We start from the raw sequence: 25,612 nt of genomic DNA, 5'->3' as shown, positions 1-25,612 counted from the left end.
CGGCTGCGGCCACGCAGGCGCGTGGCGCAGGAGACCGGAGGACGGCAGTGGGCGATGGTTGCGGGGCATGGCGCGCTCGATGGAAAAAGGGCCGGCCGGAGCCGGCCAAGGGGATGGATCAGGTGCTGCGGGTGGCGACGGCCGGCGGCACGTCGGCGGCGCGGCGCGCCGGCGCGAACACCGCCAGCTGGCCGAGCAGCCACAGCGCCACCGCGCCGATCGGCAGGTAGGACAGCGGCAGCCGCGGCAGTTCGTACTTGCCCATCAGCCACTGGTTGATGGCGTAGGCCAGCAGCATGCCGAGCACGATGCCGGTGCTGGCCAGCAGGAAGTTCTCGGTCTGGAAGTAGCGCAGGATCTGCCCGCGGGTGGCGCCGAGCGCGCGGCGGATGCCGATCTGCTTGGTGCGCTGCTGCACCCAGAAGCTGGCCAGGCCGACGATGCCCAGCGCGGTGACCACCAGCAGCGCCACGCACACCGCGCCGAGCAGCCACACCATCGCGCGGTCGCCCTGGAAGTAGGCGTCGCGGATCTCGCTGTAGGTCTGCTGCTTGAGCACCAGCCGGCTGCTGTCGACCTTCATCAAGGCCGCGGTCGCCGCGTTCAGCACTTCCTGGCGCCGCGCCGGGTCGGTGACGCGCAGCACGTACAGGCCGTCGGTGTAGCTCAGGCGAAACGGCAGCAGCATCGCGTAGTCGATCTCGGCCAGGCCGCTGGCGGCGGTGGGCCGCGCCAGGGTCTCGACGATGCCGACCACGCGGGCGCCCACCGGCCCGGTGTACACGGTCTTGCCCAGCGCGTTCTGCCCCGGGAACATCTTTTCCGCGGTGGCGCGGTTGAGGATGATCGCGGTGCCTTTCTCCTGGATCCGCTTGTCGGTCTGCGCCGCTTCCAGATCCATGTACTCGTCGGGCGCGAAATCGCGACCGGCCACCAGCTTCAGGCCCAGGGTCTTCAGCGTGCCCTCCTCGGCCATGTACTGCGCCGCGTTCAGCGTGGGCCGTTCCTGGTCCGGGGTCAGCGACAGGCTGGTGTTCCAGGAGTAGTGCACGAACGGCACCTGGTTGAGCACGGTGGCGTTGCGCACCCCGGGCACCGCGCGCAACGCGGCCAGGTCCTCGCGGGTGCGCGCAGCGGCGTTGACCTGCTGGCCGATGCCGCCCAGCGAGATCGTCACCAGTTCCGACTCGGCGATGCCGCTGGGCCGGTGCAGGGTCTCGATGCGGTTGCCGATCAGGAACAGCGCGTTGCACACGATCGCGCAGGCCAGGGCGATCTCCAGCACGATCAGCGCGGCGGCGGTCTTGTGCCGGCGCAGGGTGGACAGGATGGGGCGGATATCCATGGCGATGACCTTGTGAGAATGCGTGGAAGGCGCAGGGCGCGCAGGATCAGGACTTGAGCTGCAGAGCGGGGGCCACCTGGATGGCGCGCCACGACGGCAGCAGGCCGGCGAGCAGGCTGGCGCCCACCGCCATGGCGAAGGTCAGCGCCAGCATGCTCGGATCCAGATGCGCCAGCTTGGCGTAGCTGGCCGGCTGCTGGCGCACGGCCCACAGCCCGAGCGTGGCCAGTCCCAGGCCGGCCACGCCGCCGGCCAGGCCGATGGCGCCTGCCTCCACCAGGCATTGCGCGAAGATCGCCCCGCGCGAGGCGCCGAGCGCGCGACGCACGCCGATCTCGCCGCTGCGGCGCAGGAACTTGGCCAGCAGCAGGCCGACGGTGTTGAGCAGGCACACCAGCAGGAAGCCCATCGCCAGCCACAGCTGCAGGCGCACGTCGCCGGGCACCACTTCGTTGTGGTCCAGCCACTGCATGACGTTGCGCAGGCGCACGTTGTTGGGGCGTTGGAAGCGGCCGGCGGCGCGCTGCTGGGCCGAATAGTTCTCCAGGTAGGCCTTGTAGTCGGCGGCCTGCGCCGGGCTTTCCAGTTCCACCCAGTACTGCACCCAGGTGCAGGGCGCATTGAGCGCGGTCTGCTCGCCGTTGCTGTCGCCGAAGCAGTTCATGCTGCCGTTGCGGTCCATCTTCAGGTCCATCGCCACCGAGAACGGCAGATAGGCCTGTTCGTCCGACCCGTAGGTGTTGGTGACGTCGTAGAAGCGCGGCTTGACCTCCCAGGTGTCGAGCACGCCGACGATGCGGAAGGTGTTCTGGTCCATGCGCAGTTCGCGGCCGACGCTGTCGGCGCCGTCGAACAGCTTCTCGTTGAGCTTCCGGCTGATGACCACCACGCGGTCGTGGCGCTCGTCTTCGGTGCCGGTCCAGCCGTGGCCGTACAGGAACGGCGTGTCGAACATCGGGAAGAAGTCTGCAGAGGTGAAGCGCACTTCCGACTTGAACGGTTTCAGGCCGCTCTTGGTCGGTTCGATCGCGACGCTGCCACCGGTCATCAGCGCCTGGCGCTTGGCGCGCTTCTCGCGCAGCAGGGCCTCGGCATCGAAACGGGTGTTCTGCGAATCCGGTTCCTCGCCCGGCTGGTAGCCGGACTTGGGCTGCGCATCCACCTGCACGTAGAACAGGCGGTCGCTCTTCTGCGGGATCGGGTCGCCGGAGAGCACGTAGAACACGGTCAGCGTGGTCATGCTGGCGCCGATCCCCAGGGCGATGGCCAGCACCATCAGTGCGGTGAGGACGGTGTTGCGGCGGAAGCTGCGCAAGGCGAGGCGGACGTAGTAGCCGAACATGGGAGCTCCGGGGTCAGGCGCTGCGGGTAGCGGTGGCGGGCGGGACGGCGGCGGCGCGCAGGGCCGGGCCGAGGACGGCGAGCTGGCCGAGCAGCCACACCGCGACGATGCCGGTGAGCACGGTCGGCGAAGACAGCCGCTCCAGTTCGAAGCGCTGCATCAGCCACTGGTTCATGACGTAGGCGAGCACGGCGCCGAGCAGCGCGCCGCCGCCGACGATCAGCAGGTTTTCCAGCTGGAAGTAGCGCAGGATGTCGCCGCGGGTGGCGCCGAGCGCGCGGCGGATGCCGATCTGCCGGGTGCGCTGCTGCACCCAGAAGCTGGCCAGCCCGCCGATACCCAGCGCGGTGACGGTGAGCAGGATCAGGATGATCGCCAGCAGCATCCGCGCCACCGCGCTGTCGCTCTTGAAGTACTCGGTCCGCAGTTCCTGCATGGTGGCCACGCGCTGCTGCACGTAGGTGGGGTTGGCGCGTTGCATCGCCGCGGCCGCGCGCGGCAGCACCTGCGCCAGTTGCCCGGGCGTGCTGCGGATCAGGTAGCCGCCGCCCCAGCCTTCGCTGCCGATGCGGATCTCGGTGAGCAGTGCATCGGCATCGTCGTCGTGGCCGGTGATGTCGCCGCGCACCGGCGCCATCACCCCGACGATGTCCAGGCGCACCGGCTGGTTGAAGGTGCTGGTGTAGAGGGTGCGCCCCAGCGGCGACGTGCCGGGGAACAGTTTGGCCGCCAGCGACGGCGTGATCAGCGCCGGCAGGCGCCGCTCGATCTCCGGTGGCGCACCGAACAGGTCCGAGGCGCCGGTCAGTTCCGCGTCGCGCAGGTCGCGACCGGCGACGATGCGGATGCCCAGCGTGCGGTTCAGGCCCTGGCTGCCGAGGAACAGGCGGGCACGGGCGACCGCTTGCGTGGCCTGCGGCTGCAGGAACAGTTGCGCCTGCGTCGGGCCCCACAGCGGCGGCGTGCCGAACGCCGCCGCTTCGACGCCGGGCACCGCCTGCAGGATGTCCAGACTGCGGCCGACGCTGCTGACGCTGCCCGGCTCGCCGACCACGCTGATGCTCTGGATCAGGCCGATGTCCTGTTCCATCACCCCGGTCGGGGTCTGCACGCGCTGGTAGGTGCGGGCGATGATGAACACCAGGTTGCACAGCACCGCCAGGGTCAGGGCGATCTGCAGCGCCATCAGCACCACCGCGGCGCGATGGCTGCCCAATGCGGACAGGATGGGACGCACGGGAGGCAGCGGGGTCATAGCGATTTCACCTGCAGGGCGGGGGCGATGCGCGAGGCGCGCCAGGCTGGCCACAGGCCGGCGGCCAGCGCCGAGAGCGTGGCCACGGCCAGGGCGATGCCGAGGATCGCGGGATCGGCATGCGCCTGCTGCGCGTACGCCACCGGTTGCTGGCGCACCAGCCACAGGCCGATCCAGGTCAGCGGGATGCCGAGCAGGCCGCCCAGGCAGCCGATCAGCGCCGATTCGGCCAGGCACTGCGCGAACACCGCGCGGCGACTGGCGCCGAGCGCGCGGCGCACGCCGATCTCGCCGGCCTTGCGCATGAACTTGGCGACCAGCAGGCCCACTGCATTGAGCAGGCACACCAGCAGCACGCCGAAGGCGATCCAGGTCTGCATGCGCACCGTGGCCGGCACCACCCGCTTGTAGTCCAGCCAGTCGACCAGGCTGCGCAGGCGGGTGTTGGGGGCGCGTTCGAAGCGGCCGAGCTGGCGCTGCTGCGCGCTGTAGGCGTCCAGCGCCGCGCGATAGCGCCGCGCCTGCTCCGGCGTGTCCAGCCGTGCCCAGTACTGCACCCAGGTGCACTGCGCGGCCTTGGGATCGTGCAGGCCGGCCTCGCCGTCCTTGCCCCAGCACTGCATCGGCCCGTAGCCATAGTCCTGCGGCAGGTCCAGCCAGGTCTCGAACGGCATGTACAGCGCTTCCGGCGGCGTGTACGCACCGGAGTTGAGGTCGTAGAAGCGCGGTTGCGCATCCCACGCGTCGATCACCCCGATCACCCGGAACGGGCGGGTGGCGATGGTGAGGGTCTTGCCGACGCTGTCGGCGCCGCCGAACAACGCATCGTTGAGCTTGCGGCTCAGCACCACCACCGGCGCGCGCTGGGTATCGTCGCGATGGCTCCAGCCGCTGCCGTACAGAAAGCGCATGCCGAACATGCCGAACAGGTCGGCCGTGGCGGCGCGCGTGGTGAGCATGCGCAGGGGGCTGTTGGGCACGGTCTGGCGCACCGGCAGCCAGTTCGCGCTGGTCATGGTCTGCGCTGGCGCCGCCTGTGCCCGGTACAGCGCGGTCGCGTCCTGCCAGGTCAGTTCGTCCGGCGGCTCGGGGTCGGCGCTGGGCAGGTTGCGCGGACGCGGATCCAGCTGCGGATGGAACAGCGTGGCGCTGCGCCCGGGCAGTGGGTCGCCGGAGAGCGTGTGCAGCACCGTCAGCATGGTCATCGACGCGCCGATGCCGAGCGCCACGGCCAGCACCATCAGCCCGGTGAGGATGCGGTTGCGACCGAAGCTGTGCAGGGCCAGGCGGAGGTAGTAGGCGAACATGCGGGCTCCGGGTCAGGCGCTGCGGGTGGCGATGGCGGGGGCGACGGCGGCGGCGCGCAGCGCCGGGCCGAGCACGGCGAGCTGGCCCAGCGCGCACAGCAGCAGCGCGCCGACCGGCAGGTAGCTGGCTGGCAACCGTTCCAGTTCGAAGACCCGCATCAGCAGCACGTTGCCGCCGTAGGCCAGCAACATGCCCAGGGCCACGCCGGCGCCGACCAGCAGCAGATTCTCGGTCTGGAAATAACGCAGGATGTCGCGGCGGGTGGCGCCGAGCGCGCGGCGGATGCCGATCTGCTTGGTGCGCTGCTGCACCCAGAAACTGGCCAGGCCGACGATGCCCAGCGCGGTCACCAGCAGCATCGCGACGATGATCGCCACCAGCAGCCCGGTCATCGCCCGGTCGCTCCGGAAATACGTCTGGCGCAGGTCGTCCAGCGGCTTGCTGTTGGCGTTGTCCAGCACCGCCTCGGGCACCGCCCGTGCCACCGCGGCGCGCGCCTGCGCCAACACCCGCGGCAACTCGCGCGGATCGGCACGCAGCACATAGGTGCCGGACTGCGCGGCCTCGCGCACCGGGATCACCACCGACCAGTCGCTGCCGATCACGCCATCCTCGCTGCGGCCCGGATCGGGGCGCGCCAGGTGCTCCAGCGTGCCGATCACGCGGAAATGGCCGCCGGACCAGAATTCCTTGCCCAGCGGATCCTGGCCCGGCCACAGGTGCGCGGCCAGCGCCCGCGTGATCCACACGCCGGCCGCGGTCGGGATGCCGTTGTCGAGCGGCTGGTAGTCCGCGTCGGCGAACGCGCGGCCGCTGTCCGGCTGCAGCGCCAGTGCCGCGACGGCCCCCGGGCTGACCATGTAGAAGTGCGGCACGCCGCCGACCCGGGTGCAGTCCTGGTCCAGGCACAGCCCGTTGTTGAACACCGGCGGCGCGAACGGGACAGTGTTGATGGCACCGGCCGCGCGCACGCCGGGCGTGCGGCGCACCGCATCCAGCGCGCGGGCGTTGACGTCGGCGGCGTTGCAGCCGTCGCAGCCGGACAGCGACACCAGGCCCAGCGCGGTCTCGTCGATGCCGCTGCGCAGGTGCACCAGCTCCAGACGATTGCCGATCAGGAAGAAGGCGTTGCACAGCACGGCGCAGGCCAGCGCCACTTCCAGCGCGATCAGCGCGGCGGCGATGCGATGGCGCGACAGCGCGCTGAGGATGGGAGTGATGTGCATCGTCGTGCGCCCCGGTTACAGACTCTTGAGTTGCATGGCCGGCGCGATACGGCTGGCGCGCAGGGCGGGGAACAGGCCGGCGGCGAGGCTGCAGGCGAGCGCCAGTGCGAAGGTGCCGGCGAACGTCGTCGGATCCAGATGCGCCAGGTCGGCGTAGGCGGTGGGCTGCTGGCGCACGCTCCACAGGCCCAGCAGGGTCAGCAGCCAGCCGCCGGCGCCGCCGAGCAGGCCGATCACGCTGGCCTCGGTCAGGCACTGCGCGAAGATCGCGCGACGCGAGGCCCCCAGCGCGCGACGCACGCCGATCTCGCCGCCGCGGCGCAGGAACTTGGCCAGCAGCAGGCCGACGCTGTTGAACAGGCACAGGCCCAGAAACGCCAGCGCCAGCCAACTCTGCAGGCGCACGTCGCCCGGCACCACGCGGTTATGGTCCAGCCATTGCGGCAGCGACAGCAGGCGCGCGGTGTCGGCGCGGCCGATGCGCCCGGCGGCGTGCTGCTGCGCGGCGTAGTCGGCCAGCAGCCGGCGGTAGTCGGCGACCTTCGCTGGCGTGTCCAGCTGCACCCACAACTGCAGCCACACGCACGGCGCGCTGCGCAGGTCCAGGTTGGCCTCGGGCTTGCTGAAACAGGTCCACGGCTGGATGTGGCCGTCGTTGACCTCCAGGCTGCTGGACAGCGGCATGAACACGTCCTGCGGCCGTCCGTAGAAGCTGGCGGTATCGCCATGGGCGAAGCTGCCGCCGGCCAGCGTGTAGAACAGCGGCGACGGCCGCCACGGCGCCAGCACGCCGACGATGCGCACCGCCGTGCCGCGCACCAGCAGGCTGCGGCCGACGCTGTTGCGGCCCTGGAACAGCTTGGCGTTGAGGTCGGACGAGATCACCGCCACCCGCGCCCGGTCCTGGTCGTCGCGCGCGCGCCAGCCGCTGCCGTAGGCGAACGGCACCTGGAACATCGGGAAGAAATCGGCCTGGGTCATCAACAACTGGGTCATGAACGGCGGGGTGGCGCCGTCTGCCGCGTGCACCTTGATCTCGCTCTCGGCGACCATGGCCTGGCGATCGGCGCGCCCGCGCGTCCACAGGTCCATGGCCGAGGGGTAGTCGAGCTTGTCGTACGGCTTCTGGTTGGCGCCGTTGCTGGGGCGCGGATCGAGTTGCGCGAAGAAGATCTGCTGGCTGCGCCCGGGCAAGGGATCGCCGGACAGCAACCGCATCACCGTCAGCGTGGTCATCGCCGCGCCGATGCCCACCGCGATGGACAGCACCATCAGCGCGGTGAGCACCGGGCTGCGGCGCAGGCTGCGTACTGCCAGTTGGATGTAGTAACGGAACATGGGGTCCTTGGCTCAGGCGCTGCGGGTGGCGGTGGCGGGCGGGATCGCGGCGGCGCGCCGCGCCGGCGACAACACCGCGCATTGGCCTAGCAGCAACACGGCGAGCAAGCCGATCGGCAGGCAGGCGGCGGGCAGCCGCGGCAGCTCGTAGTGCTGCATCAACCAGAGATTGGCGATGTAGGCCAATGGCATGCCCAGGACCACGCCGCTGCCGATGACCACCAGGTTTTCCAGCAGGAAATGCCGCAGGATCTGGCCGCGGCTGGCGCCCAGGGCGCGGCGGATGCCGATCTGCCGGGTCCGCTGCTGGATCCAGAAACCGCTGAGACTGGCGATGCCGATCAGGGTGATGAGGGTGACCACCGCACTGGCGGTGCCGAACAGCCACACTGCGGCGCGGCGCGGCTGGAGCCGTTCGTTGCGCTGGGATTCGTAGTCGTTCGCACGGATCGTGATCCCGCGCAGCAGCGCGTCGCCGAACAACTGCTGCAGACGTTGCGGGATCTCGGCCATCACGGCCGCGCGCCGCTCCGGCGCGGTCCTCACCGCGTAGGTCAGGATCGGCGTCCCGGTGACTGTGCCCGCCGTCAGCATCGTGTACTCGGCCTTGCCGTCGTCCAGCGCGTCGAGCTGGTAGCGCAGCAGGTGGCGGACGATGCCGACCACGACGAAACGCTTGGTCGCGTTCGCCTGTCCGTTGGTGAGCACGCCGCCCAGCGCCGGGCGCGAGCCGAACAGCCGCTGCGCCAGCGCCTGGGTGAGGATGACCGCGGTGGTGCGGTCGGACGCGGTCGCGGCGGGCAGGTCGCCGACCCGCATTTCGTCGGCGCTGAAGTTGCGTCCGGCCACCAGGTCCAGGCCCAACGCATCGATCAGGTCGTCGCCGACCAGCAGGCTCACGCGCTCGGTCGCCGCAGGGCCGGCGACGCGGCCGACCATGACCATGGAGGAACTCATTGGCAGGCCGATCGTCGGCGAGACCGCGGTGACTCCGGGGATGCGGCGCAGCGTGTCGGTGCCGGCGCGGATCTGCGGCGCTTTCCAGCCGCCTTGGCCATTGATCACCTGGTCGACCAAAATGACCTCATCGCGGGCGATGCCGTCCGGGACCAGCATCGGCGCCAGCTTCTGCCACAGCAGGAACAGCACGTTGGTCAGGATCGCGCAGGCCAGGACGGTCTGCACGATCACCAGCAGCGGCATCAGCGGATGCCGCAACAGGGGTGAGAGATAGGGGCGCAGTGGCATCGACGGGCCCTCAGAGGCTTTTCACTTGCAGCGCCGGTTGCAGCAACGCTGCACGCCACGCCGGGAGCAGGCCGACCAGCAGGCCGGTGCCGATCGCCAGCGCCACCATCGCCAGGAACAGGCTGGGCTGGAAGCGTGCCAGGTCGCTGTAGGCCTCCGCCTGCATGCGCACGATCCACAGGGCGAACAGCGTGGCCGGCAATGCCAGCACGCCGCCCAACAGGCCGATCGCGCCGGCTTCGGTCAGGCAGCGGACGAACACCGCCGCGCGCGGGGCGCCCAGGACCCGGTGCACGCCGATTTCGGCGGAGCGGCGCAGGAAACGTGCGGCCAGCAGGCCGGCGACATTGACGATGCACAGCCCGAGCAGCGCGAGCGCCAGCCAGACGTTCAGGCGCACGCTGTCCGGGACCACGCGGTTGCGCGCAAGCCACTCGGCCACGCCGTACAAGGCGACCTGCGGCGCGCGCTGGAAAACCCCATCGGCATGGCGCGCTTGTGCGAACGCGGACAGCGCATCGCGGTAGGCGTTTACCTGCACGGGGGTGGACAACTGCGCCCAGAGCATCAGCCAGCGGCAGGCACCGAGGTCGAGTTCGTTGAAGCGCACGCCGGCGTGGCCGGTGTCGTCGCAGTCCTGGACGAATCCCGGCTTGGCGTCCGCGTCCAGGGCCGCCCGTGCCGGAACGAACACCTCCAGCGGATACTGCTGCCAGGCCGCTTCCGGCCCATTGAGGAAGTAGAAGGCCGGGCGCGGTCTCCAGTCGTCGCTGATGCCGACGACCTGGAACAGCTGCTTGCCCAGTCGGATCTGCCGGCCGACGCCGTTCTCGCTGCCCAGCAGCTTCAGGCTGAGCGCGTGGCTGATGATGGCCACCGGCGCACGGTTGCGTTCTTCTGCGTCCGTCCAGTAGCGGCCGGACCGCAGCGGCAGGCCGAACAGCGCCGGCATCGGTCCCAGCGCGCTGATCGCGTAGGCCTGCTGGTGGCGCGTGCGTGCCTGGTCGCTCACGTCGAACGTGCTCAGCGTCAGCGCCGCCTGCCGCACCTGCGGCAGCGTAGCCATGAATGCCGTGGCATCGTCCAGCTTCCACAGCGCCTGAGGCGGCTCGCCAGCGTCGGGGTCGTCCTGGCGGGCGATCTGCCGCGAGTCCACCCAGCCCAGGTACAGCTGCTGGCTGAGGCCGGGCAGTGGATCGGCGGACAGCATCGCCTGCAAGGTCAGCATCGTCATCACCGATGCCAGGCCCAGGGCGAGCGTGAGCACGGCGAGCAACACCGTGCGCGGATGCCGACGCATTCCACGCAATCCCAGTTCCACGGCATACGGCAGCGACATGGCAGGGCCTGTCTCAGCGGTGATCGTTGGCGGACGCCGCCGCCGCGCCGCCCTGCACCAGCACCGGTTCGCGCTGCAGGTCGGTGGCCTGGCCGTCGACGATGTGCACGTTGCGCTGCGCGCGCGCGGCCAGTTCCGGGTCGTGGGTGACCATGACGATGGTCGAGCCCTGCGCATTGATCTCCTCCAGCAGTTCCATCACCCCGCGCGCCATCTGCGAGTCGAGGTTGCCGGTCGGTTCGTCGGCCAGCAGCAGGCGCGGGCTGCCGGCCAGGGCGCGGGCGATCGCCGCGCGCTGCTGCTGGCCGCCGGACAGTTCGGACGGATAGTGCTTCATGCGCGAGCCCAGCCCGACCCGGCTCAGCGCCTCCTCGATGCGCTGCTTGCGCTCGGCCGCGCCCATGCCGCGGTAGCGCAGCGGCACGTCGACGTTGTCGAACAGGTTGAGGTCGGGGATCAGGTTGAAGCCCTGGAAGATGAAGCCGATCTTCTGGTTGCGCATGCGCGAGCGCGCATCGTCGTTGAGGTTGCTGACATCCTGGCCGTCGAGCAGGTACTGGCCGCTGGTGAAGGTTTCCAGCAACCCGGCGATGTTGAGGAAGGTGGTCTTGCCCGACCCCGACGGCCCGGTGACGGCGACGAACTCGCCCTCGCGGACATGCAGGTCCAGCGAGCGCAACGCATGCGTCTCGACCTGTTCGGTGCGGAAGACCTTGGAGACGGAGCGCATTTCGAGCATGGCGTGAGTTCCTGTGGTGGTGGAGCGGGGATTGGGGATTAGGGATTAGGGATGTCGGGATTCGGAATCAGTGGCCAGGAAAGGAAAACGAGAGAGGCTTGCGAATCCCCAATCCCGACTCCCCAATCCCAGCCTTCAATGCACCGTCACCTGCGGCGCATCGCCGAACAGGTCGCTGCCGGAGACCACGACCCGGTCTCCCGGCTGCAGGCCCGAGCGCACTTCGACTTCGCCCAGGCTGGTGACGCCCAGTTCGACCGGGCGGCGCACCGCCGAGTCGCCGTCCATGACGTAGGCGTAGCGGCCGCCGGACTGTTCGACGAACGGGCCGCGCTCGAGCTTGAGCACGTTCTTGCGGGTATCCAGCAGCACCCGCGCACTCATGCGCTGGCTCTGGCGCAGGCCAGGCGGCTGCTTGTCGGTGAAGCGGATGCGCGCGTTGACCTCGCCGTTGACCACTTCCGGCGACACCGCCGAGATCGCGCCGGCGAAGGGTTCGCCGGCACCGCTGGTCAACTGCGCCGGCATGCCGATCGCCAGGTCGCGGGCGAAGCTTTCCGGCACCTTGATCTCCAGTTCGAACTTGGAGAGGTCGACCACGCTCAACACCGGCGCGTTGGCGGCGACGTTGGTGTGCTGCGAGACCTGCACCTGGCCGACCTGGCCGTCGAACGGCGAGCGCAGGGTCAGCAGGTCGACCTGGCGCTGCACCTCGGCCACCACCGCGCGCTGGCGCTCGGCGAGCAGGCGCTTGTTGCGCGCGTCCAGCGAGGCGCCCTGCGCCTGCAGGCCCGAATCCTTCTGCGCGTGGCTCATCGCGATGTCGGCCTTCTTCAGGGTGTCCTGGGCCTTGGCCAGTTCCACTGCCGGCACCGCGCCGCCTTCATAGCCGCGCTGGTAGCGCTCCAGGTCGCGGCTGGCCGCCTGCCGTTCGATCTGCGCCTGGTCGATCAGCTTGCTGGCGTTGGCGCGGGCAAGGGTCGCGTCCAGGTCGGCACGGCCGGCCTCGGCCTGCAGGCCGGCCAGGGTGGCTTCTTCCTGGGCGAGCTTGCTGCGCAGTTCCGGGCTGTCGATCTCGGCCAGCTCCTGGCCCTGCTTGACCACGTCGCCGGCGACCACCTTCAGGGTCACGGTGCCGCCGGAGATGGCGTACAGGGTGGGGCTGTTGGCGGCGATCAGGCGGCCGTCGGCGGAGATGTCGCGGACCAGGTCGCCGCGGGTCACCGTGGCGATGCGCACCCGCTGCGCGTCGAACGAGCGGCTGCCGGCGATCCAGCCGCGTGCGGCGAAGGCGATGCCCAGCAGCACCAGCGTGGCGATCAGCCCGGGCCACAGCCAGCGGCGCCAGGCCGCGGAGCGGGGGCGGGCGAGAACCTGGTCCTGGGCGGAGGTGTCACGGATCATCGGACGGTCGCAGCGGTGAGGATGGGGACTTCACAGCACGATGCGTGCCAACTGCAAGTCATTGAATTGCATGGGTGCGGACGGCACGGACAGGTGTCCGGGTGTCCGCGGACACGTTCGCGGACACCAGGGCGGGTGCATGCTCGGGAATGGGTGACACGCCCTGTGTCCGGCAGCGGACAGCGGCGAGACATTCAGCGGACTTCGCTAGAATGGCGGACTTTTCGGCGAAGGGCGTGGCTATGTGCGGTATCGTCGGTGCGATCGCGGATCGCGATGTGGTTCCGGTCCTGATCGAGGGGCTCAAGCGCCTGGAATACCGGGGCTACGACTCGGCCGGCATCGCCGCCATCGCCGACGGGCAGGTCCGCCGCGTGCGCCGTACCGGCCGCGTGTCCGAGACCGAGAGCGCCGCGCTGGCCGAAGGCCTGCACGCGCCGCTGGGCATCGGCCACACCCGCTGGGCGACCCATGGCGGCGTCACCGAGGCCAATGCGCACCCGCACGTCAGTCATGGCGACCTGGCGCTGGTCCACAACGGCATCATCGAGAACCACGAGCAGCAGCGCGAGCGCCTGACCGCGCTGGGCTACGTGTTCGAATCGCAGACCGATACCGAGGTCATCGCCCACCTGATCCACCACTACATCGCCCAGGGCCGCGACCTGCTCGGCGCGCTGCAGGCGGCGGTGAAGGAACTGACCGGCGCCTATGCCGTGGCCGCGGTGAGCAAGTCGTGCCCGGACCTGCTGGTGTGCGCGCGCATGGGTTGCCCGCTGCTGATCGGCCTGGGCGAGGGCGAGAACTTCATCGCCTCGGATGTCTCGGCGGTGATCCAGGCCACGCGCCGGGTGATCTTCCTGGAAGAAGGCGACACCGCCGAACTGCGCCGCGACGGCGTGCAGGTGTACGACGCGCAGGACCAGCCGGTGCAGCGCGAGCCGCACGTGTCCGACGTGTCGCTGGCCTCGCTGGAGCTGGGCCCGTACCGCCACTTCATGCAGAAGGAGATCCACGAGCAGCCGCGCGCGCTGGCCGACACGCTGGAGGCGCTGTTCGACGCCGGCGGCTTCGACACCACGCTGTTCGGCAGCAAGGCCGAGGCGCTGCTGGCCGACGTGGACGGCGTGCAGATCCTGGCCTGCGGCACCAGCTACTACGCCGGGCTGACCGCGCGCTACTGGATCGAGGGCATCGCCGGGCTGCCGTGCAGCGTGGAGATCGCCAGCGAGTACCGCTACCGCGATGCCTGCGCCAATCCGCGGCAACTGATCGTGACCATCTCCCAGTCCGGCGAAACCCTGGACACGATGGAGGCGCTCAAATACGCCAAGGCGCTGGGCCATACCAAGACCCTGTCGATCTGCAACGTGCCCGAGAGCGCGATCCCACGCGCCAGCGCGATGGTGCTGTACACCCGCGCCGGCGCCGAGGTCGGCGTGGCTTCGACCAAGGCCTTCACCACCCAGCTGGCGGCGCTGTTCCAGCTCACCTGCGTGCTGGCCAAGCGCCGCGGGCGGCTGAGCGCCGAACAGGAGGCCGAGTACCTGGAGCAACTGCGCTACCTGCCCGGCAGCGTGCAGCACGTGCTCAACCTGGAACCGCAGATCGCGGTATGGGCCGAGCGCTTCGCCGACAAGCACAACGCGCTGTTCCTGGGTCGCGGCCTGCATTACCCGATCGCCCTGGAAGGCGCGCTCAAGCTCAAGGAGATCACCTACATCCACGCCGAGGGCTATCCGGCCGGCGAGCTCAAGCACGGCCCGCTGGCGCTGGTCGACGCCAACATGCCGGTGGTGGTGATCGCGCCCAACGACACCTTGCTGGAGAAGGTGAAGTCGAACATGCAGGAAGTGCGCGCGCGCGGCGGCGAGCTGTTCGTGTTCGCCGACCAGGACAGCAACTTCAATGAATCGGACGGCGTGCACGTGATCCGCACGCCACGTCACGCCGGCGTGCTCAGCCCGGTGCTGCACACCGTGCCGGTGCAGTTGCTGGCCTACCACACCGCGCTGGCGCGTGGCACCGACGTGGACAAGCCGCGCAACCTGGCCAAGTCGGTGACGGTGGAGTAGTCGCCGGGGCGCAGGGCGATGCCGACGCTGCGCTATGCTGGCGGCGAGGGCGCGTCCATCGCCTGCAACCCAGGAGCGACACGATGCAGGATGTCCACGAAACGCGTGGGTCGCCGCAGGCGTCGCTGCGGGCGCTGATCGAACGGGTGCAATGGATGCGGCGGTTGGCCCTGTCCGCGACGGTGCTGTCCGCGGTGATGATCACGCTGAGCTATCTGCTGCTGATCTGGCCGATCTTCCAGCCGCACGACCTGAGCAATTCCAGGGTGCAGCAGTTCCTGCTGTCGGAGGAGTTCAGGGCGCGCACGGCGCCGCTGTTCGCGCAGATGCAGCGCTACAACGCGTCTCCCGAGGGATCTCCGGTCGAACGCCCGGACGAGTTCTACGCCGGCAGCGGATCGATGTCCGGGCTGGTGGTGGTGGTCCACTATCTGGTCGTCGCCCGGGGGCAGGGGGCGGCGGACCACGTGCGGGCCAGCTATGTGCCCGATATCGACGTCCGACTGGATCCCCGCTATCTGATCTTCTACCTGGCGCTCATGGCAGGTGCCGTCGTGCTGCTGCATTTCATCCTGCGCCCAGCATCGAAGCCGCAACGCCAGTTTGAGCAGCGCTTGCTGGAACGGTCCTACGCCGATCCAGCGCCAGCCGTCGATGATGCGAGCACGCCGGGCGGTGATCTGGCGCAGTTGTTCAACCTGCTGCAGAACTTCCACGCGTTCGTACGGCAGATCGGCAAGCGCCACGCAACACGGACGGCTATGACCTTCGTCGACGAGTACGACGTGCAGGATGCTCTGCACGCGCTGTTGAAGCTGCATTACCTGCACGTGCGTGCCGAGGAGTACACGCCGAGCTATGCCGGCAACAGTTCGCGGATGGATTTTCGGCTCGACGACAACGAGGTCGCGATCGAAGTGAAAATGACGCGCGATGGGCTGCGGGATCGCGAGATCGTCGATCAGTTGGTGATCGATGCCGCCCGTTATAGCCAGCATCCTGGCGTCAAGCGCCTGGTGTGCCTGATCTACGATCCGGCCGGGTTGCTGGACAACCCGGCGGTGCTCAAGAAAGATCTTGAATCCGGCCGCCTAGGCCTGCGGGTCAACGTGGTGATCGCGCCGCAGCATGCCTGAGCGCGCTGCGCTCAGTCGCTGGAGGTGTTGGGGATGATCTCCACCCAGTAGCCGTCCGGGTCCTTGATGGAGACGATGTTGCGCATGCGCCCGTCGCTCAGGCGGTTCTGGAACGGCACGTGCAGCGCTTCGAAGCGTGCGCAGGCCGCATGCAGGTCCGGCACCGACACGCACAGCTGGCCGAAGCCGCGCGGCTCGCTGTTGCCGTCGTGGTAGACCGGGCCATCCAGCCGTTCGCTGCCGTGGTTGTTGGTCGATTCCAGCACGCCGGGCCGGCCGTCCACATCTGCCGCTGCGCCGGGTCTGCCGGCACCTGTACCTTCGGTGGTGGGCATGGCGGTCTCGCATGGGGGAGGCGCCGCGTTGTGCGGCTTGGCGCAATTCCAAGGGCGACGGCGTAGCGGCCGATGTAGAGCGCGGCGAGAGAGTCGTGCCGCTCCGCCTGTTGGCAGAGGCGCCGCCGATCTGCTAACGCACTGGCCTGGGTTATGCATAAGCTTCCTGCGAGGGTTCCCACCACGCAGGAGGACGCATGTACGAGTCTTTCAGACAGGGGGCGCCGGCCGAACTGTGGCAGGCGTTGGTGCACGAGGCCGGGCAGCGCCTGGGCCGGCCGCTGGACGAATCGCGCGAGCACTATCTGGTGTTCGTGCTGCTGCGCTACCAGCGCGACGCGCAGTTGCTGGCGCGCATCCAGGCGCTGGCCTGGCTGCATGCGCAGGACCAGGTCGGGCGCGCGCGCGCCGACGCACTGCGCGAGGTCGGCGATGGTTGCCTGCTGATCGCCGGGCTGTTCCCTGGCGTGGCGGCGCGGCGCCGGGTCAGCGTGGACTACTTCATCGATCTCGGCCGCGGCGCCTATGCCGAAGTCGCCGAGACCCGCGCCAGCGACGCGGGACTGTTCGCGCAACTGGCGCGCAGCTATCGCGAACTGGTCGGCACGCTGGGGGCGCTGCGGCCGCCACGGCATGAGGTGGCGGCGTTGCAGGCGGCGCTGCACGTGTGAGCCGTGGCGCTCTTGCGGCAGTCGCTCGCGCAGGAGCGGCGTCCGTCGCGACGGGCGTTTGGATGACGCGTGTCGCGGCCGATCCTGCCAATCGCCAGCGCCGCGCCTACGGAGACGGCGAACCGGGTCGCACGCGGACGCGCCCAGGCCATCGGCGCGTTTTCCCGCATGCGCGCGCGGTGGCCGGGATCAGCCCGGCGATTACCGCAGCTGCAAGGAGGGCGGCGACGCGCCCTGCTGCGGTTGCTGTTGGCCATCGGGCACCGCCATCAGCACGCCCGCAATGCCGCCGACGTCGGCGATCAGCCGTTCGGCGGTCTTCCCGGTCGGTACGCCCAACACGATGGCACCGATGCGGTCGAGCGTGTACAGCACCGGGGCATGCAAGTCCGCTGCCGCTGCCGTGATGCGGTGCTTGGTCTGCTCGACGTCGCCGCTGCGATCGAAGTAGACGATCACTGCCCTGGCCGCGTTGGCGTCCTGCGCGTCGGCAGCCGCTTGGGTGCCGTCCGGCAGCAGAGGGCGTTGCTGCATGGCGGTCGAACATGCGCAAGCGGCGAGCACGGCCAGGCAGGCGATGCCTGCCAGGCCGAGCCACCGGCGGGCCGCGGGAACGGCGGCGTTGGCGGATTCGTGCATCGAGCGGGTCTCCTGGGCGATCGACGGTGACAGCCCCGCGTGCGTGGTGCGCACAGGGCCGCCCGAACCCTCGCATGTACCGGGTGAACTGCGGCCGACCCTGGATGGGGAGAACGACTGTCGACGGACAGCGCCGCGCCGCGTTGCCGTCCGCTCAGAACCAGAACCGCAGGCCGGCGACCCAGCGTGTCTCGCGCGCCGCCTCGCCATCGGCGCGGCGCAGGTCGGCGGTGTCGCCGAAGCTGCGCACGTGCTCCACGCCGACATACGGCGCGAACCGGCGCGTGACCTCGTAGCGCAGGCGCAACCCGCCCTCCACGGTGGTCAGGCCGCTGCCGGTGCGGTGCGCCGGATCGTCGCGCGCGGCCAGTTCCGCTTCCAGCCGTGGCTGCAGGATCAGGCGATTGGTCAGCAGCACGTCGTACTCGCCTTCCAGGTACAGGTTGGCATGGCCGCCCTCGCCGACGTAGAGCAGGGCCGACACCTCGAACTTGTACGGCGCCATGCCCTGCACGCCGAACGCCGCCGAGGTTCGCGCACGGCCCGGCGCGAATGTCTGCCTGGCGCCGATCAGCATGTCCCACCAGGGCGAGATCGCGCGGCCATAAGCCAGTTCCAGCGAGGAGGCCGTGGTGCGGCCGCCCTCGCGTTCGCCGTCGCTGCGCAGCCACAGCCGGTCGATGTCGCCGCCGTACCAGCCACGTGCCTCCCAGGCCTGGCCGCTGCCGTGGGCGTTGTCCCAGCCCTCCAGGCGATCGACCAGCAGGTAGCCGGTGCGCGCCGCGCCGTGCGCCATGCCGTGGTCGCGCAGCACGGGGAATGCGGCTGCGCGATCGGCGTCGGTGATCGGCGGGATCGGCTCGCGTGGCAGCGACGTGTCGGCGCTCGCAGGACACTGGCATGCGCTCGCGGTCGCGGTCGGCGCGGGCGCGGGCGCGGTGGGCATCGCATGGTCCATGCAGTCGTGATGCATGCCGTCGTGTGCGTGATGCGCGCGGTGGCTGTGATCGACCTGCGACGCCGGCGCGGCCGCGTGGTCCTTCGTGGCGTGGTCCATGTACGCGTGCGACAGGGCGTCGGCGTGCTCTGCCGCAGGCGTGTCTTGCATGGTCGGCGCGTGCGCGGCATGCCCCATGGCTGCGTGGTCCATGGCGCCGTGCATTGCCGTGTCGGGCTGCGATGCCTCCGCAGCGCCCGCCATGGGTGTGGTGGCAGCGGGTGCCGGGCAGGCGCAGGGCGCGGCAGTAGTGGCGTCGCCGCCGTCGGTGTCGGCCGTGTGGGCATGCTGCGCTTGCGCCGCAGCGTGCGCGAGCAGCAGCGCCAGGCCGGTGGCCTGGGCGAGCGGAGCGAGGCGGAGGCGGCTCATGCGTCCACCCGCACTTCGCGCATCATGCCGCCGTCCATGTGGTAGAGCAGGTGGCAGTGGTAGGCCCAGCGGCCCAGCGCATCGGCGCGCACGCGGTAGCTGCGGCGCGTGCCCGGCGGCATGTCCACGGTGTGCTTGCGCACCTGGAAGCGGCCGGCCGCGTCCTCGATGTCGCTCCACATGCCGTGAAGGTGGATCGGGTGCTGCATCATCGTGTCGTTGACCAGCACGATGCGCAGGCGCTCGCCGTAGTTCAGCCGCAGCGGCTCGGCGCTGGCGAAGGGAATGCCGTCGAACGACCAGGCGAACTTCTCCATGTTGCCGGTCAGGTGCAACTGGATCTCGCGCCCCGGCTCGCGTCCGTCCGGGTCCTCGAACAGGCTGTGCAGGTCGGCATAGGTCAGCACGCGGCGGCCGTTGTCGCGCAGGCCGGTGCCGGGGTCGTCCAGCCGCGGCGCGGTGGCGAAGGACTGCATGTCCACCAGCGGATTGCCGCGTTCGCTGCGTGGGTGCGCAGGTGCGGTGGCAGCGCCTGCAGCCGCGTGCGCGGCGTGCTCCATGCCCGGCATGCCGGCCATGTGCATGTTCGCGCCGCAGCCGCCCTCCATGCCGTGCATGGCCATGCCTGCGCCGTGCTCCATGCCGGCGTGCCCGGCCATCGCATGGCCCATATCCTGCATGCGCAGCAGCGGACGCGGATCGTTCGCCGGCACCGGTGCCTGCAGTCCTTCGCGCACTGCGAGCGTGCCGCGCGCGTGGCCGGTGCGGCCCATGTCCTGCGCGAACACCGTGTACGCGTCCTGGCCGCTGGGTTCGACCAGCACATCAAAGGTTTCGGCCGCGGCGATGCGGAATTCGTCCACGCTCACCGGATGCACATACTGGCCGTCGGCGGCGACCACGGTCATCTTCAGCCCGGGGATGCGCACGTCGAAGTAGCTCATGCTGGAGGCGTTGATGAAGCGCAGCAGCACCTTCTCGCCGGGACGGAACAGCCCGGTCCAGTTGCCGGCCGGGGTCATGCCGTTGAGCAGGTAGGTGTAGGTGTTGCCGTTGACGTCGGACAGGTCGCTGGGGGTCATGCGCATGCGCCCCCACATGCCGCGGTCGGCGAGGGTGGCGCGCAGCCCGTCCTCGCGCGCGTCGCGCAGGAAATCGCCGACGGTGCGCTGGTACAGGTTGTCGTAGGACGGCATCTGCTTCAGCCGCCGGAACAGCGCTGCCGGATCCAGGTCGGTCCAGTCCGACAGCAGCAGCACGTGCTCGCGGTCGTAGCGGTACGGCGGCGGCTCGCGCGGGTCGATGACGATGGCGCCGTACAGCCCGGCCTGCTCCTGGTGCAGCGAATGGCTGTGGTACCAGTAGGTGCCGGACTGGCGCAGGGCGAAGCGGTACTGGTAGGTCTCGCCCGGGTAGATGCCGTCGAAGCTCATGCCCGGCACGCCGTCCATGTTGGCCGGCAGCAGCAGGCCATGCCAGTGCACCGAGGTCTGGGTGTGGCCGGGCAGGCGGTTGGCCACGCGGATGGTGACGGTGTCGCCTTCGCGCCAGCGCAGCAGCGGCGCCGGCACGCTGCCGTTGACGGCGATGGCGGGACGCTCGCGCCCGGTGAAGTTGACGCGGGTGCTGCCAATGCTCAGATCCAGGTCGGTGCCCTGCAGCACGTAGGGCGCGGCGCCGTTGCGGGCGAGCGCGCTGGCGTGGGCGCTGCGCAGCGGCAGCCCGGTGAGGCCGGCGGCGGCGCCCAGCGCCAGCCCGGTGACGAAGCGGCGCCGCGACGGCAGCGCCGGCAGGCCGGAAGAAGATGGGTTCATGTGCGATGTCCGTAAGCGGATGCGATGCGCCACGCAGCGCCGATGGGCGCTGCAGGCTCGGACGCGGCAGCGCCTGTGCGCTGCCACCGGGAGACCGCCCAGCAGGCGGCCGCGCGCGCTCAGGCGCTGGGAGGGCGTTCCAGCCGCGGCAGGCCGGGTGCGCCGTGCGCGCCCTGGGGAGCGGCTGCAATCAGGGTGCGGGGCAAGCGTGGCAGCGCCAGCGGCATCGCCAGCAGGGCCGGCAGCGGCTGCGCGTGCGGGCATTGGCAGCCGGCCATGCCGCCGCAGCCACCGTGCTTGCCGGCATGGTCGTGGCAGTGGCCGTCGTGATCCGCCGGCGGCGGTGGCGGCGCGTCGTGACAGGGCATTGCCGCATGCACCGGCGCCGCGCTGGCGACCGTGGCACCGGTGTCGTGCGTCGAAGTGCCGTGCGTCGCCATGCCAGGCATCGCCATGGCGGCCGCGGTGCCGTTGAGCAGCAGGCTCAGGCACAGCAGCAGGCGCAGCAGGACGGCGGAAGTCGGCACAGGCGGCAGCGTGGCGTCGGGAACGGAAGAGGATACCGAAGCCGGCGTGCGCGGCAAGCGACCGCCATCCGGCAAGGCTTGACTCTGGACCCGACTCCAGGGAGTAGGGTGTGCGCATGCGATCCGACCCCGCCACCGCCCGCTTCACCATCGGCGCGCTCGCCCGCCAGGCCGACGTCGCCATCGACACCGTGCGCTACTACGAACGCCAGGGCCTGCTGCCACCCGCCCCGCGCCGTGCCTCCGGCTACCGCGAGTACGACACCGCGGCGGTGCAGCGGGTGCGCTTCATCCGACGCGCCAAGGAACTGGGCTTTTCGCTGGAGGAGATCGGCGAGTTGCTGGCGTTGCAGGACGATCGCGTGCATGGCGTGGAGGGCATCAAGCAGCGCGCCAGCGCGCGCCTGCAGGCGCTGGATCGGCGCATCGCCGAGCTGACCGAGATGCGCGACACCCTGGCGGCGCTGGTCGAGGAGTGCCCCGGCCGCGGTGCGCCGGACGCCTGCCCGATCCTGGGCGACATCCGCGGCGATGCCGCCGGCGAGCCGTCGCGATGAGCACGGGTCGCGCCACCGCCTCGCTGACCTTGCCGGTGCAGGGCATGACCTGCGCCGCCTGCGCGGCCGGCGTGGAGAAGGCGCTGCAGCGCCTGCCCGGCGTGGCGGCGCAGGCCAGCTATGCCGGCGCGCGCGTGCAGGTGGACTACGATCCGCAGCAGGTGGATCTGCCGACGCTGCTGCAGCGCATCCAGCAGGCCGGCTACAGCGTGCCCATCGAGACCCTGACCCTGGAACTCAGCGGCCTGCACTGCGCGTCCTGCGTCGCGTCCATCGATGCGGTGCTGGCGAAGACCCCGGGCGTGCTCGCCGGCCACGCCAACCTGGCCTCGGCCAAGGCGCGGGTGGAGATCGTGCCTGGTGCGGTCGCGCCGGCGGAGCTGGTCGCACGGATTGAACGCGCCGGGTTCGGCGCGCGCGTCGCGCAGGCCATGGACCCGGCGCAGCTGGCCGAGCGCGAGCGCAGCGAGCGGCACGCCTGGCGACGCGAGCTGGGCCTGTTCGCCGCGGCGGTGTTGCTCACCCTGCCGTTCTGGGGGCAGATGCTCGGCATGCTGGATGGCGACGCCCTGCGCGGCGGGCACGTCGAACCGCTGCCGCGCTGGCTGCAGTTGCTGCTCGCCACCCCGGTGCAGTGCTGGATCGGTGCGCGCTTCTACCGCGCCGGCTACCGCGCGCTGCGCAACGGCAGCGCCAACATGGATGTGCTGGTCGCGCTGGGCACCGGCATGGCCTATCTGTACAGCGCCGTGGTCACCGTGGCCGGCCTGCATGGCCAGCACGTGTACTTCGAGGCCAGCACCAGCGTCATCACCCTGGTGCTGCTCGGGCGCCTGCTCGAAGCGCGCGCCAAGCGCCGCACCACCGCGGCGGTGCGCGCGCTGCTCGACCTGGCGCCGACCACCGCGCGGGTCGAGCGCGACGGCACCGTCGTGGAGGTGGATGCGGCGGAACTGGCGGTCGGCGACGTGTTCGTGGTCGCTGCCGGCGAGCGCGTGCCGGTGGACGGCGAGGTGCTCGACGGCCATTCCAGCGTGGACGAGGCGATGCTGTCCGGCGAGGCCATGCCGGTGGCCAAGGCGCCGGGCAGTCGCCTGCATGCGGCCACGGTCAACCAGCTCGGCCTGTTGCGCGCGCGCGCAACGAGCGTCGGCGCGGACACTCTGCTGGCGCAGATCGTGCGTATGGTCGATGCCGCGCAAGGCTCGCGCGCGCCGATCCAGCGCCTGGTCGACCGTATCGCTGCGGTGTTCGTGCCGGCGGTGCTGGCCATCGCCGCGCTCACCCTGGGCGCGACCTGGGCGCTGGGCGGCAGCTTCGCCGAGGCGCTGGTGCACGCGGTGGCGGTGCTGGTGATCGCCTGCCCGTGCGCGCTGGGCCTGGCCACGCCGACCGCGATCATGGTCGGCACCGGTGTCGGCGCGCGCGCCGGCATCCTGATCCGCGACGCCGAGGTGCTGGAACGCGCGCGTGCGCTGACCGCGCTGGTGGTCGACAAGACCGGCACGCTGACCCTGGGCCAGCCGCAGGTGACCGCGGTGCTGGTCGTCGACGCGGCCGAGACCGCGCCGCTGCTGCGCCTGGCCGCGGCGCTGGAAACCGGCTCGGCGCATCCGCTGGCGCGCGCCATCGTGCAGCGCGCCGCCGAGTTGGGCGTGCGCGCGGCCGTGCCGGCACCGTCGGCCGAGGCGGTGCAGACGCTGCCGGGGCAGGGCGTGCGCGGCCGCGTGGACGGGCGCGAGGTGGCGCTGGGCGCGCTGGCGTGGCTCGACGGCCTGGTCGCTGCGCCGGCCGACCCGGCGCTGCGCCGCCAGGCCGAGGCGGCACAGGCGCAGGGCCACAGCGTGGTCGGGGTGGCGGTGGATGGCGCGGTGAGCGGCTACATCGCCATCGCCGATCCGCTGCGCGATGATGCCGCCGAGGCGGTGGCATTGCTGCAGGCGCGCGGCATCGCGGTGACCATGCTCAGCGGCGACAACCGCCACGCGGCGCAGGCGGTGGCCGCGCGGCTCGGCATCCAGCAGGTGCAGGCCGAGGTGCTGCCGCAGGACAAGGCCGCGCACGTGCGCCGGCTGCAGGCCGTGCCGGGCGCACACGTGGGCATGGTCGGCGACGGCATCAACGATGCCCCGGCGCTGGCCGCGGCCGACGTCAGCTTCGCCATCGGCAGCGGCTCGGACATCGCCATCGAGGCGGCCGACGTGGTGCTGATGCACGGCGACCTGGCCGGTGTCGCCGCCGCCATCGACCTGTCCGCGGCGACGGTGCGCAAGATCCGCCAGAACCTGTTCTTCGCCTTAGTCTTCAACGGCCTGGGCATCCCGCTGGCCGCGTTCGGCCTGCTCAACCCGGTGATCGCCGGCGCGGCGATGGCACTGAGTTCGGTCTCGGTGCTGGGCAATGCCTTGCTGCTGAATCGCTGGCGTCCGCAATGAGCGCGGATGCGATTTCTCGACCCTGGAGCCTGACATGCACCATCTCGATCTCCTCGTCCACGGCATGAGCTGCGGCGGCTGCAGCGCACGGTTGCAGCGGGTGCTGGACGCCTGTCCGGGCGTGACCGCCAGCACGGTGGTGCTGGAAGGCGGGCGCGTCGGCATCGACTACGACCCGGCGCGCATCGACGTGGCCGCGCTGGAGCAGGCGATCGCCGACGCCGGCTTCAGCGTGGCCGCTGGCTGAGCGCCGCTCCGACGCCGCTCCGACGCCGCGCCACGCCAGGTGAACGCCGGCGTGGCGGCCGCTGCCGCGCATGGCCCGGGCGCGTGGCCGGGCGTGTATCGTGGGCGCGATTTCTCCGCTCCCGCACCGCCATGACCCATCGCACTTGGGTGGCTGCCGCCATCCAGAAGATCGAAGCCGACTTCAACCGCTCGGCCGACACCCACCTGATCCCGCTGGACCTGCCCGGTTTCCCCGGCATCGACCTGTACTTCAAGGACGAGTCCAGCCATCCCACCGGCAGCCTCAAGCACCGCCTGGCGCGCTCGCTGTTCCTGTACGCGCTGGCCAACGGCTGGCTGCGCGAGGGGCGGCCGGTGATCGAGGCCTCCAGCGGTTCCACCGCGGTCTCCGAGGCGTATTTCGCGCGCCTGCTGGGGCTGCCGTTCATCGCGGTGATGCCGGCCACCACCTCGCCGGAGAAGATCGCCGCGATCGAGTTCCAGGGCGGGCGCTGCCACCTGGTCGGGCGCGCCTGCGACCTGCATGCCGATTCGGTGCAGCTGGCGCGCGAGACCGGAGGCCACTTCATGGACCAGTTCCTCTACGCCGAACGCGCCACCGACTGGCGCGCCAACAACAACATCGCCGAGTCGATCTTCCGGCAGATGCAGGAGGAGCCGCATCCGATCCCGGCCTGGATCGTGTGCAGCCCCGGCACCGGCGGCACCGCGGCCACGCTCGGGCGCTACGTGCGCTACCGGCGCCATCCCACCCGCATCCTGTGCGCGGATCCGGAGGTGTCGCTGTTCTTCGACGGCTACCGCGAGGCGCTGGCCGGACGCGACTACGCCGGCCTGGAAAGCACCGGCGGCTCGCGCATCGAAGGCATCGGCCGGCCGCGGGTGGAGCCGAGCTTCATCCCCAGCTGCGTGGATGCGATGGTCAAGGTGCCCGACGCGCTGAGCCTGGCGGCGATGCGCTACGTCAGCGCGCGCCTGGGCCGGCGCGTGGGCGGCTCCACCGGCACCAACTTCGTCGGCGTGCTGCAGGCGGCCACGCGCATGCGCGAGCAGGGCCGCAGCGGCGCCATCGTCACCATCCTGTGCGACAGCGGCGAGCGCTACGGGCACAGCTACTACCGGCCGCAGTGGTACGCCGAGCACGGCATCGACGTGGAGCAGGCCGATGCGCAGCTGGCCGCGGCGGTGGCCGGCGCCGGCCTGCCGCCGCTGCCTTGTGCTGCGCTGGACTGACCGCCATCTGCTTTTCGTGGCCGGCCGCGCC

The 25,612-nt window shown here is 70.7% G+C and carries 21 protein-coding genes and 1 pseudogene; 7 read left to right on the top strand and 15 right to left on the bottom strand.

Annotation, left to right across the window (positions count from 1 at the left end):
- Positions 1–118 precede the first annotated feature (118 nt).
- The 10 genes from SLW56_RS09985 to SLW56_RS09940 form a co-directional block, all read right to left on the bottom strand.
- Positions 119–1,345 carry an FtsX-like permease family protein gene (locus SLW56_RS09985; RefSeq protein ID WP_148829598.1) on the bottom strand — a complete coding sequence of 409 codons (1,227 nt, stop codon included), beginning with the start codon at positions 1,343–1,345 and terminating at the stop codon, positions 119–121.
- A 46-nt stretch (positions 1,346–1,391) separates the two neighbouring features.
- Entirely contained in the window at positions 1,392–2,687 is a 1,296-nt protein-coding gene (locus tag SLW56_RS09980; RefSeq protein WP_320694788.1) for an ABC transporter permease, read from the bottom strand.
- A 13-nt stretch (positions 2,688–2,700) separates the two neighbouring features.
- A complete protein-coding gene (locus tag SLW56_RS09975; RefSeq protein WP_320694787.1) occupies positions 2,701–3,942 on the bottom strand; it encodes an FtsX-like permease family protein in 1,242 nt (413 codons plus the stop codon).
- On the bottom strand, positions 3,939–5,249 hold the full coding sequence (locus tag SLW56_RS09970) for an ABC transporter permease (protein ID WP_320694786.1): 1,311 nt from the start codon (positions 5,247–5,249) through the stop codon (positions 3,939–3,941). The genes SLW56_RS09975 and SLW56_RS09970 overlap by 4 nt, the downstream gene beginning before the upstream one ends.
- Positions 5,250–5,261: 12 nt before the next feature.
- Positions 5,262–6,476: an FtsX-like permease family protein gene (locus SLW56_RS09965; RefSeq protein ID WP_320694785.1), complete on the bottom strand. Its 1,215-nt coding sequence runs from the start codon at positions 6,474–6,476 to the stop codon at positions 5,262–5,264.
- Between the two features lie 15 nt (positions 6,477–6,491).
- Positions 6,492–7,814 carry an ABC transporter permease gene (locus SLW56_RS09960; RefSeq protein ID WP_320694784.1) on the bottom strand — a complete coding sequence of 441 codons (1,323 nt, stop codon included), beginning with the start codon at positions 7,812–7,814 and terminating at the stop codon, positions 6,492–6,494.
- Positions 7,815–7,826: 12 nt separating this feature from the next.
- Positions 7,827–9,062, bottom strand: coding sequence for an FtsX-like permease family protein (locus SLW56_RS09955; protein ID WP_267092926.1), 1,236 nt, complete (start codon positions 9,060–9,062; stop codon positions 7,827–7,829).
- Positions 9,063–9,072: 10 nt separating this feature from the next.
- On the bottom strand, positions 9,073–10,401 hold the full coding sequence (locus SLW56_RS09950) for an ABC transporter permease (protein ID WP_267102679.1): 1,329 nt from the start codon (positions 10,399–10,401) through the stop codon (positions 9,073–9,075).
- Positions 10,402–10,414: 13 nt separating this feature from the next.
- On the bottom strand, positions 10,415–11,140 hold the full coding sequence (locus SLW56_RS09945) for an ABC transporter ATP-binding protein (protein WP_017910317.1): 726 nt from the start codon (positions 11,138–11,140) through the stop codon (positions 10,415–10,417).
- Positions 11,141–11,275: 135 nt separating this feature from the next.
- Positions 11,276–12,544, bottom strand: coding sequence for an efflux RND transporter periplasmic adaptor subunit (locus SLW56_RS09940; RefSeq protein WP_152240309.1), 1,269 nt, complete (start codon positions 12,542–12,544; stop codon positions 11,276–11,278).
- 242 nt (positions 12,545–12,786) lie between these two features.
- On the opposite strand from SLW56_RS09940, the gene glmS reads away from it, so the two are divergent.
- Positions 12,787–14,619, top strand: a complete 1,833-nt coding sequence (gene glmS / locus SLW56_RS09935; RefSeq protein ID WP_295965463.1) for a glutamine--fructose-6-phosphate transaminase (isomerizing) — start codon at positions 12,787–12,789, stop codon at positions 14,617–14,619.
- Positions 14,620–14,702: 83 nt separating this feature from the next.
- The gene (locus SLW56_RS09930) at positions 14,703–15,755 is read left to right on the top strand and encodes a hypothetical protein (RefSeq protein ID WP_320694783.1); all 1,053 of its coding nucleotides are present in this window, start codon (positions 14,703–14,705) and stop codon (positions 15,753–15,755) included.
- An 11-nt stretch (positions 15,756–15,766) separates the two neighbouring features.
- On the opposite strand, the pseudogene SLW56_RS20855 reads toward SLW56_RS09930, so the two are convergent.
- A pseudogene (locus SLW56_RS20855) lies at positions 15,767–16,068 on the bottom strand (lactoylglutathione lyase); the annotation flags it as partial.
- A 219-nt stretch (positions 16,069–16,287) separates the two neighbouring features.
- On the opposite strand from SLW56_RS20855, the gene SLW56_RS09920 reads away from it, so the two are divergent.
- Complete coding sequence (locus tag SLW56_RS09920; protein WP_295965378.1) at positions 16,288–16,761, top strand: hypothetical protein; 474 nt, start codon at positions 16,288–16,290, stop codon at positions 16,759–16,761.
- A 201-nt stretch (positions 16,762–16,962) separates the two neighbouring features.
- Here the strand turns inward: SLW56_RS09920 and SLW56_RS09915 are convergent, their stop codons facing one another.
- From SLW56_RS09915 to SLW56_RS09900, 4 genes are all read right to left on the bottom strand, one after another.
- The gene (locus SLW56_RS09915) at positions 16,963–17,400 is read right to left on the bottom strand and encodes a hypothetical protein (RefSeq protein WP_295965379.1); all 438 of its coding nucleotides are present in this window, start codon (positions 17,398–17,400) and stop codon (positions 16,963–16,965) included.
- A gap of 154 nt (positions 17,401–17,554) precedes the next feature.
- Positions 17,555–18,766, bottom strand: a complete 1,212-nt coding sequence (locus SLW56_RS09910) for a copper resistance protein B (RefSeq protein ID WP_320694781.1) — start codon at positions 18,764–18,766, stop codon at positions 17,555–17,557.
- Positions 18,763–20,580, bottom strand: a complete 1,818-nt coding sequence (locus tag SLW56_RS09905; RefSeq protein ID WP_295925170.1) for a copper resistance system multicopper oxidase — start codon at positions 20,578–20,580, stop codon at positions 18,763–18,765. Before SLW56_RS09905 ends, SLW56_RS09910 begins: the two co-directional genes overlap by 4 nt.
- Before the next feature lie 119 nt (positions 20,581–20,699).
- Positions 20,700–21,107 (bottom strand): CopL family metal-binding regulatory protein, encoded by a 408-nt coding sequence (locus SLW56_RS09900; RefSeq protein ID WP_295925172.1) that lies wholly within the window; start codon positions 21,105–21,107, stop codon positions 20,700–20,702.
- 116 nt (positions 21,108–21,223) lie between these two features.
- Between SLW56_RS09900 and SLW56_RS09895 the strand changes: the two genes are divergently transcribed.
- The 4 genes from SLW56_RS09895 (at position 21,224) to SLW56_RS09880 (ending at position 25,581) form a co-directional block, all read left to right on the top strand.
- A complete protein-coding gene (locus SLW56_RS09895) occupies positions 21,224–21,664 on the top strand; it encodes a heavy metal-responsive transcriptional regulator (RefSeq protein ID WP_295965383.1) in 441 nt (146 codons plus the stop codon).
- A complete protein-coding gene (locus tag SLW56_RS09890; RefSeq protein WP_320694780.1) occupies positions 21,661–24,099 on the top strand; it encodes a heavy metal translocating P-type ATPase in 2,439 nt (812 codons plus the stop codon). Before SLW56_RS09895 ends, SLW56_RS09890 begins: the two co-directional genes overlap by 4 nt.
- 34 nt (positions 24,100–24,133) lie before the next feature.
- On the top strand, positions 24,134–24,346 hold the full coding sequence (locus tag SLW56_RS09885) for a heavy metal-associated domain-containing protein (protein WP_320694779.1): 213 nt from the start codon (positions 24,134–24,136) through the stop codon (positions 24,344–24,346).
- 131 nt (positions 24,347–24,477) lie between these two features.
- Positions 24,478–25,581 carry a PLP-dependent cysteine synthase family protein gene (locus SLW56_RS09880; RefSeq protein ID WP_267105126.1) on the top strand — a complete coding sequence of 368 codons (1,104 nt, stop codon included), beginning with the start codon at positions 24,478–24,480 and terminating at the stop codon, positions 25,579–25,581.
- Positions 25,582–25,612 lie beyond the last annotated feature (31 nt).

The sequence above is a fragment of the Xanthomonas sp. LF07-6 genome (assembly GCF_034105445.1).
Lineage (GTDB): Bacteria > Pseudomonadota > Gammaproteobacteria > Xanthomonadales > Xanthomonadaceae > Xanthomonas_A > Xanthomonas_A sontii.
The sequence above is the reverse complement of the archived record's forward strand: the minus strand, read 5'-3'. Positions and strand labels throughout refer to the sequence as shown.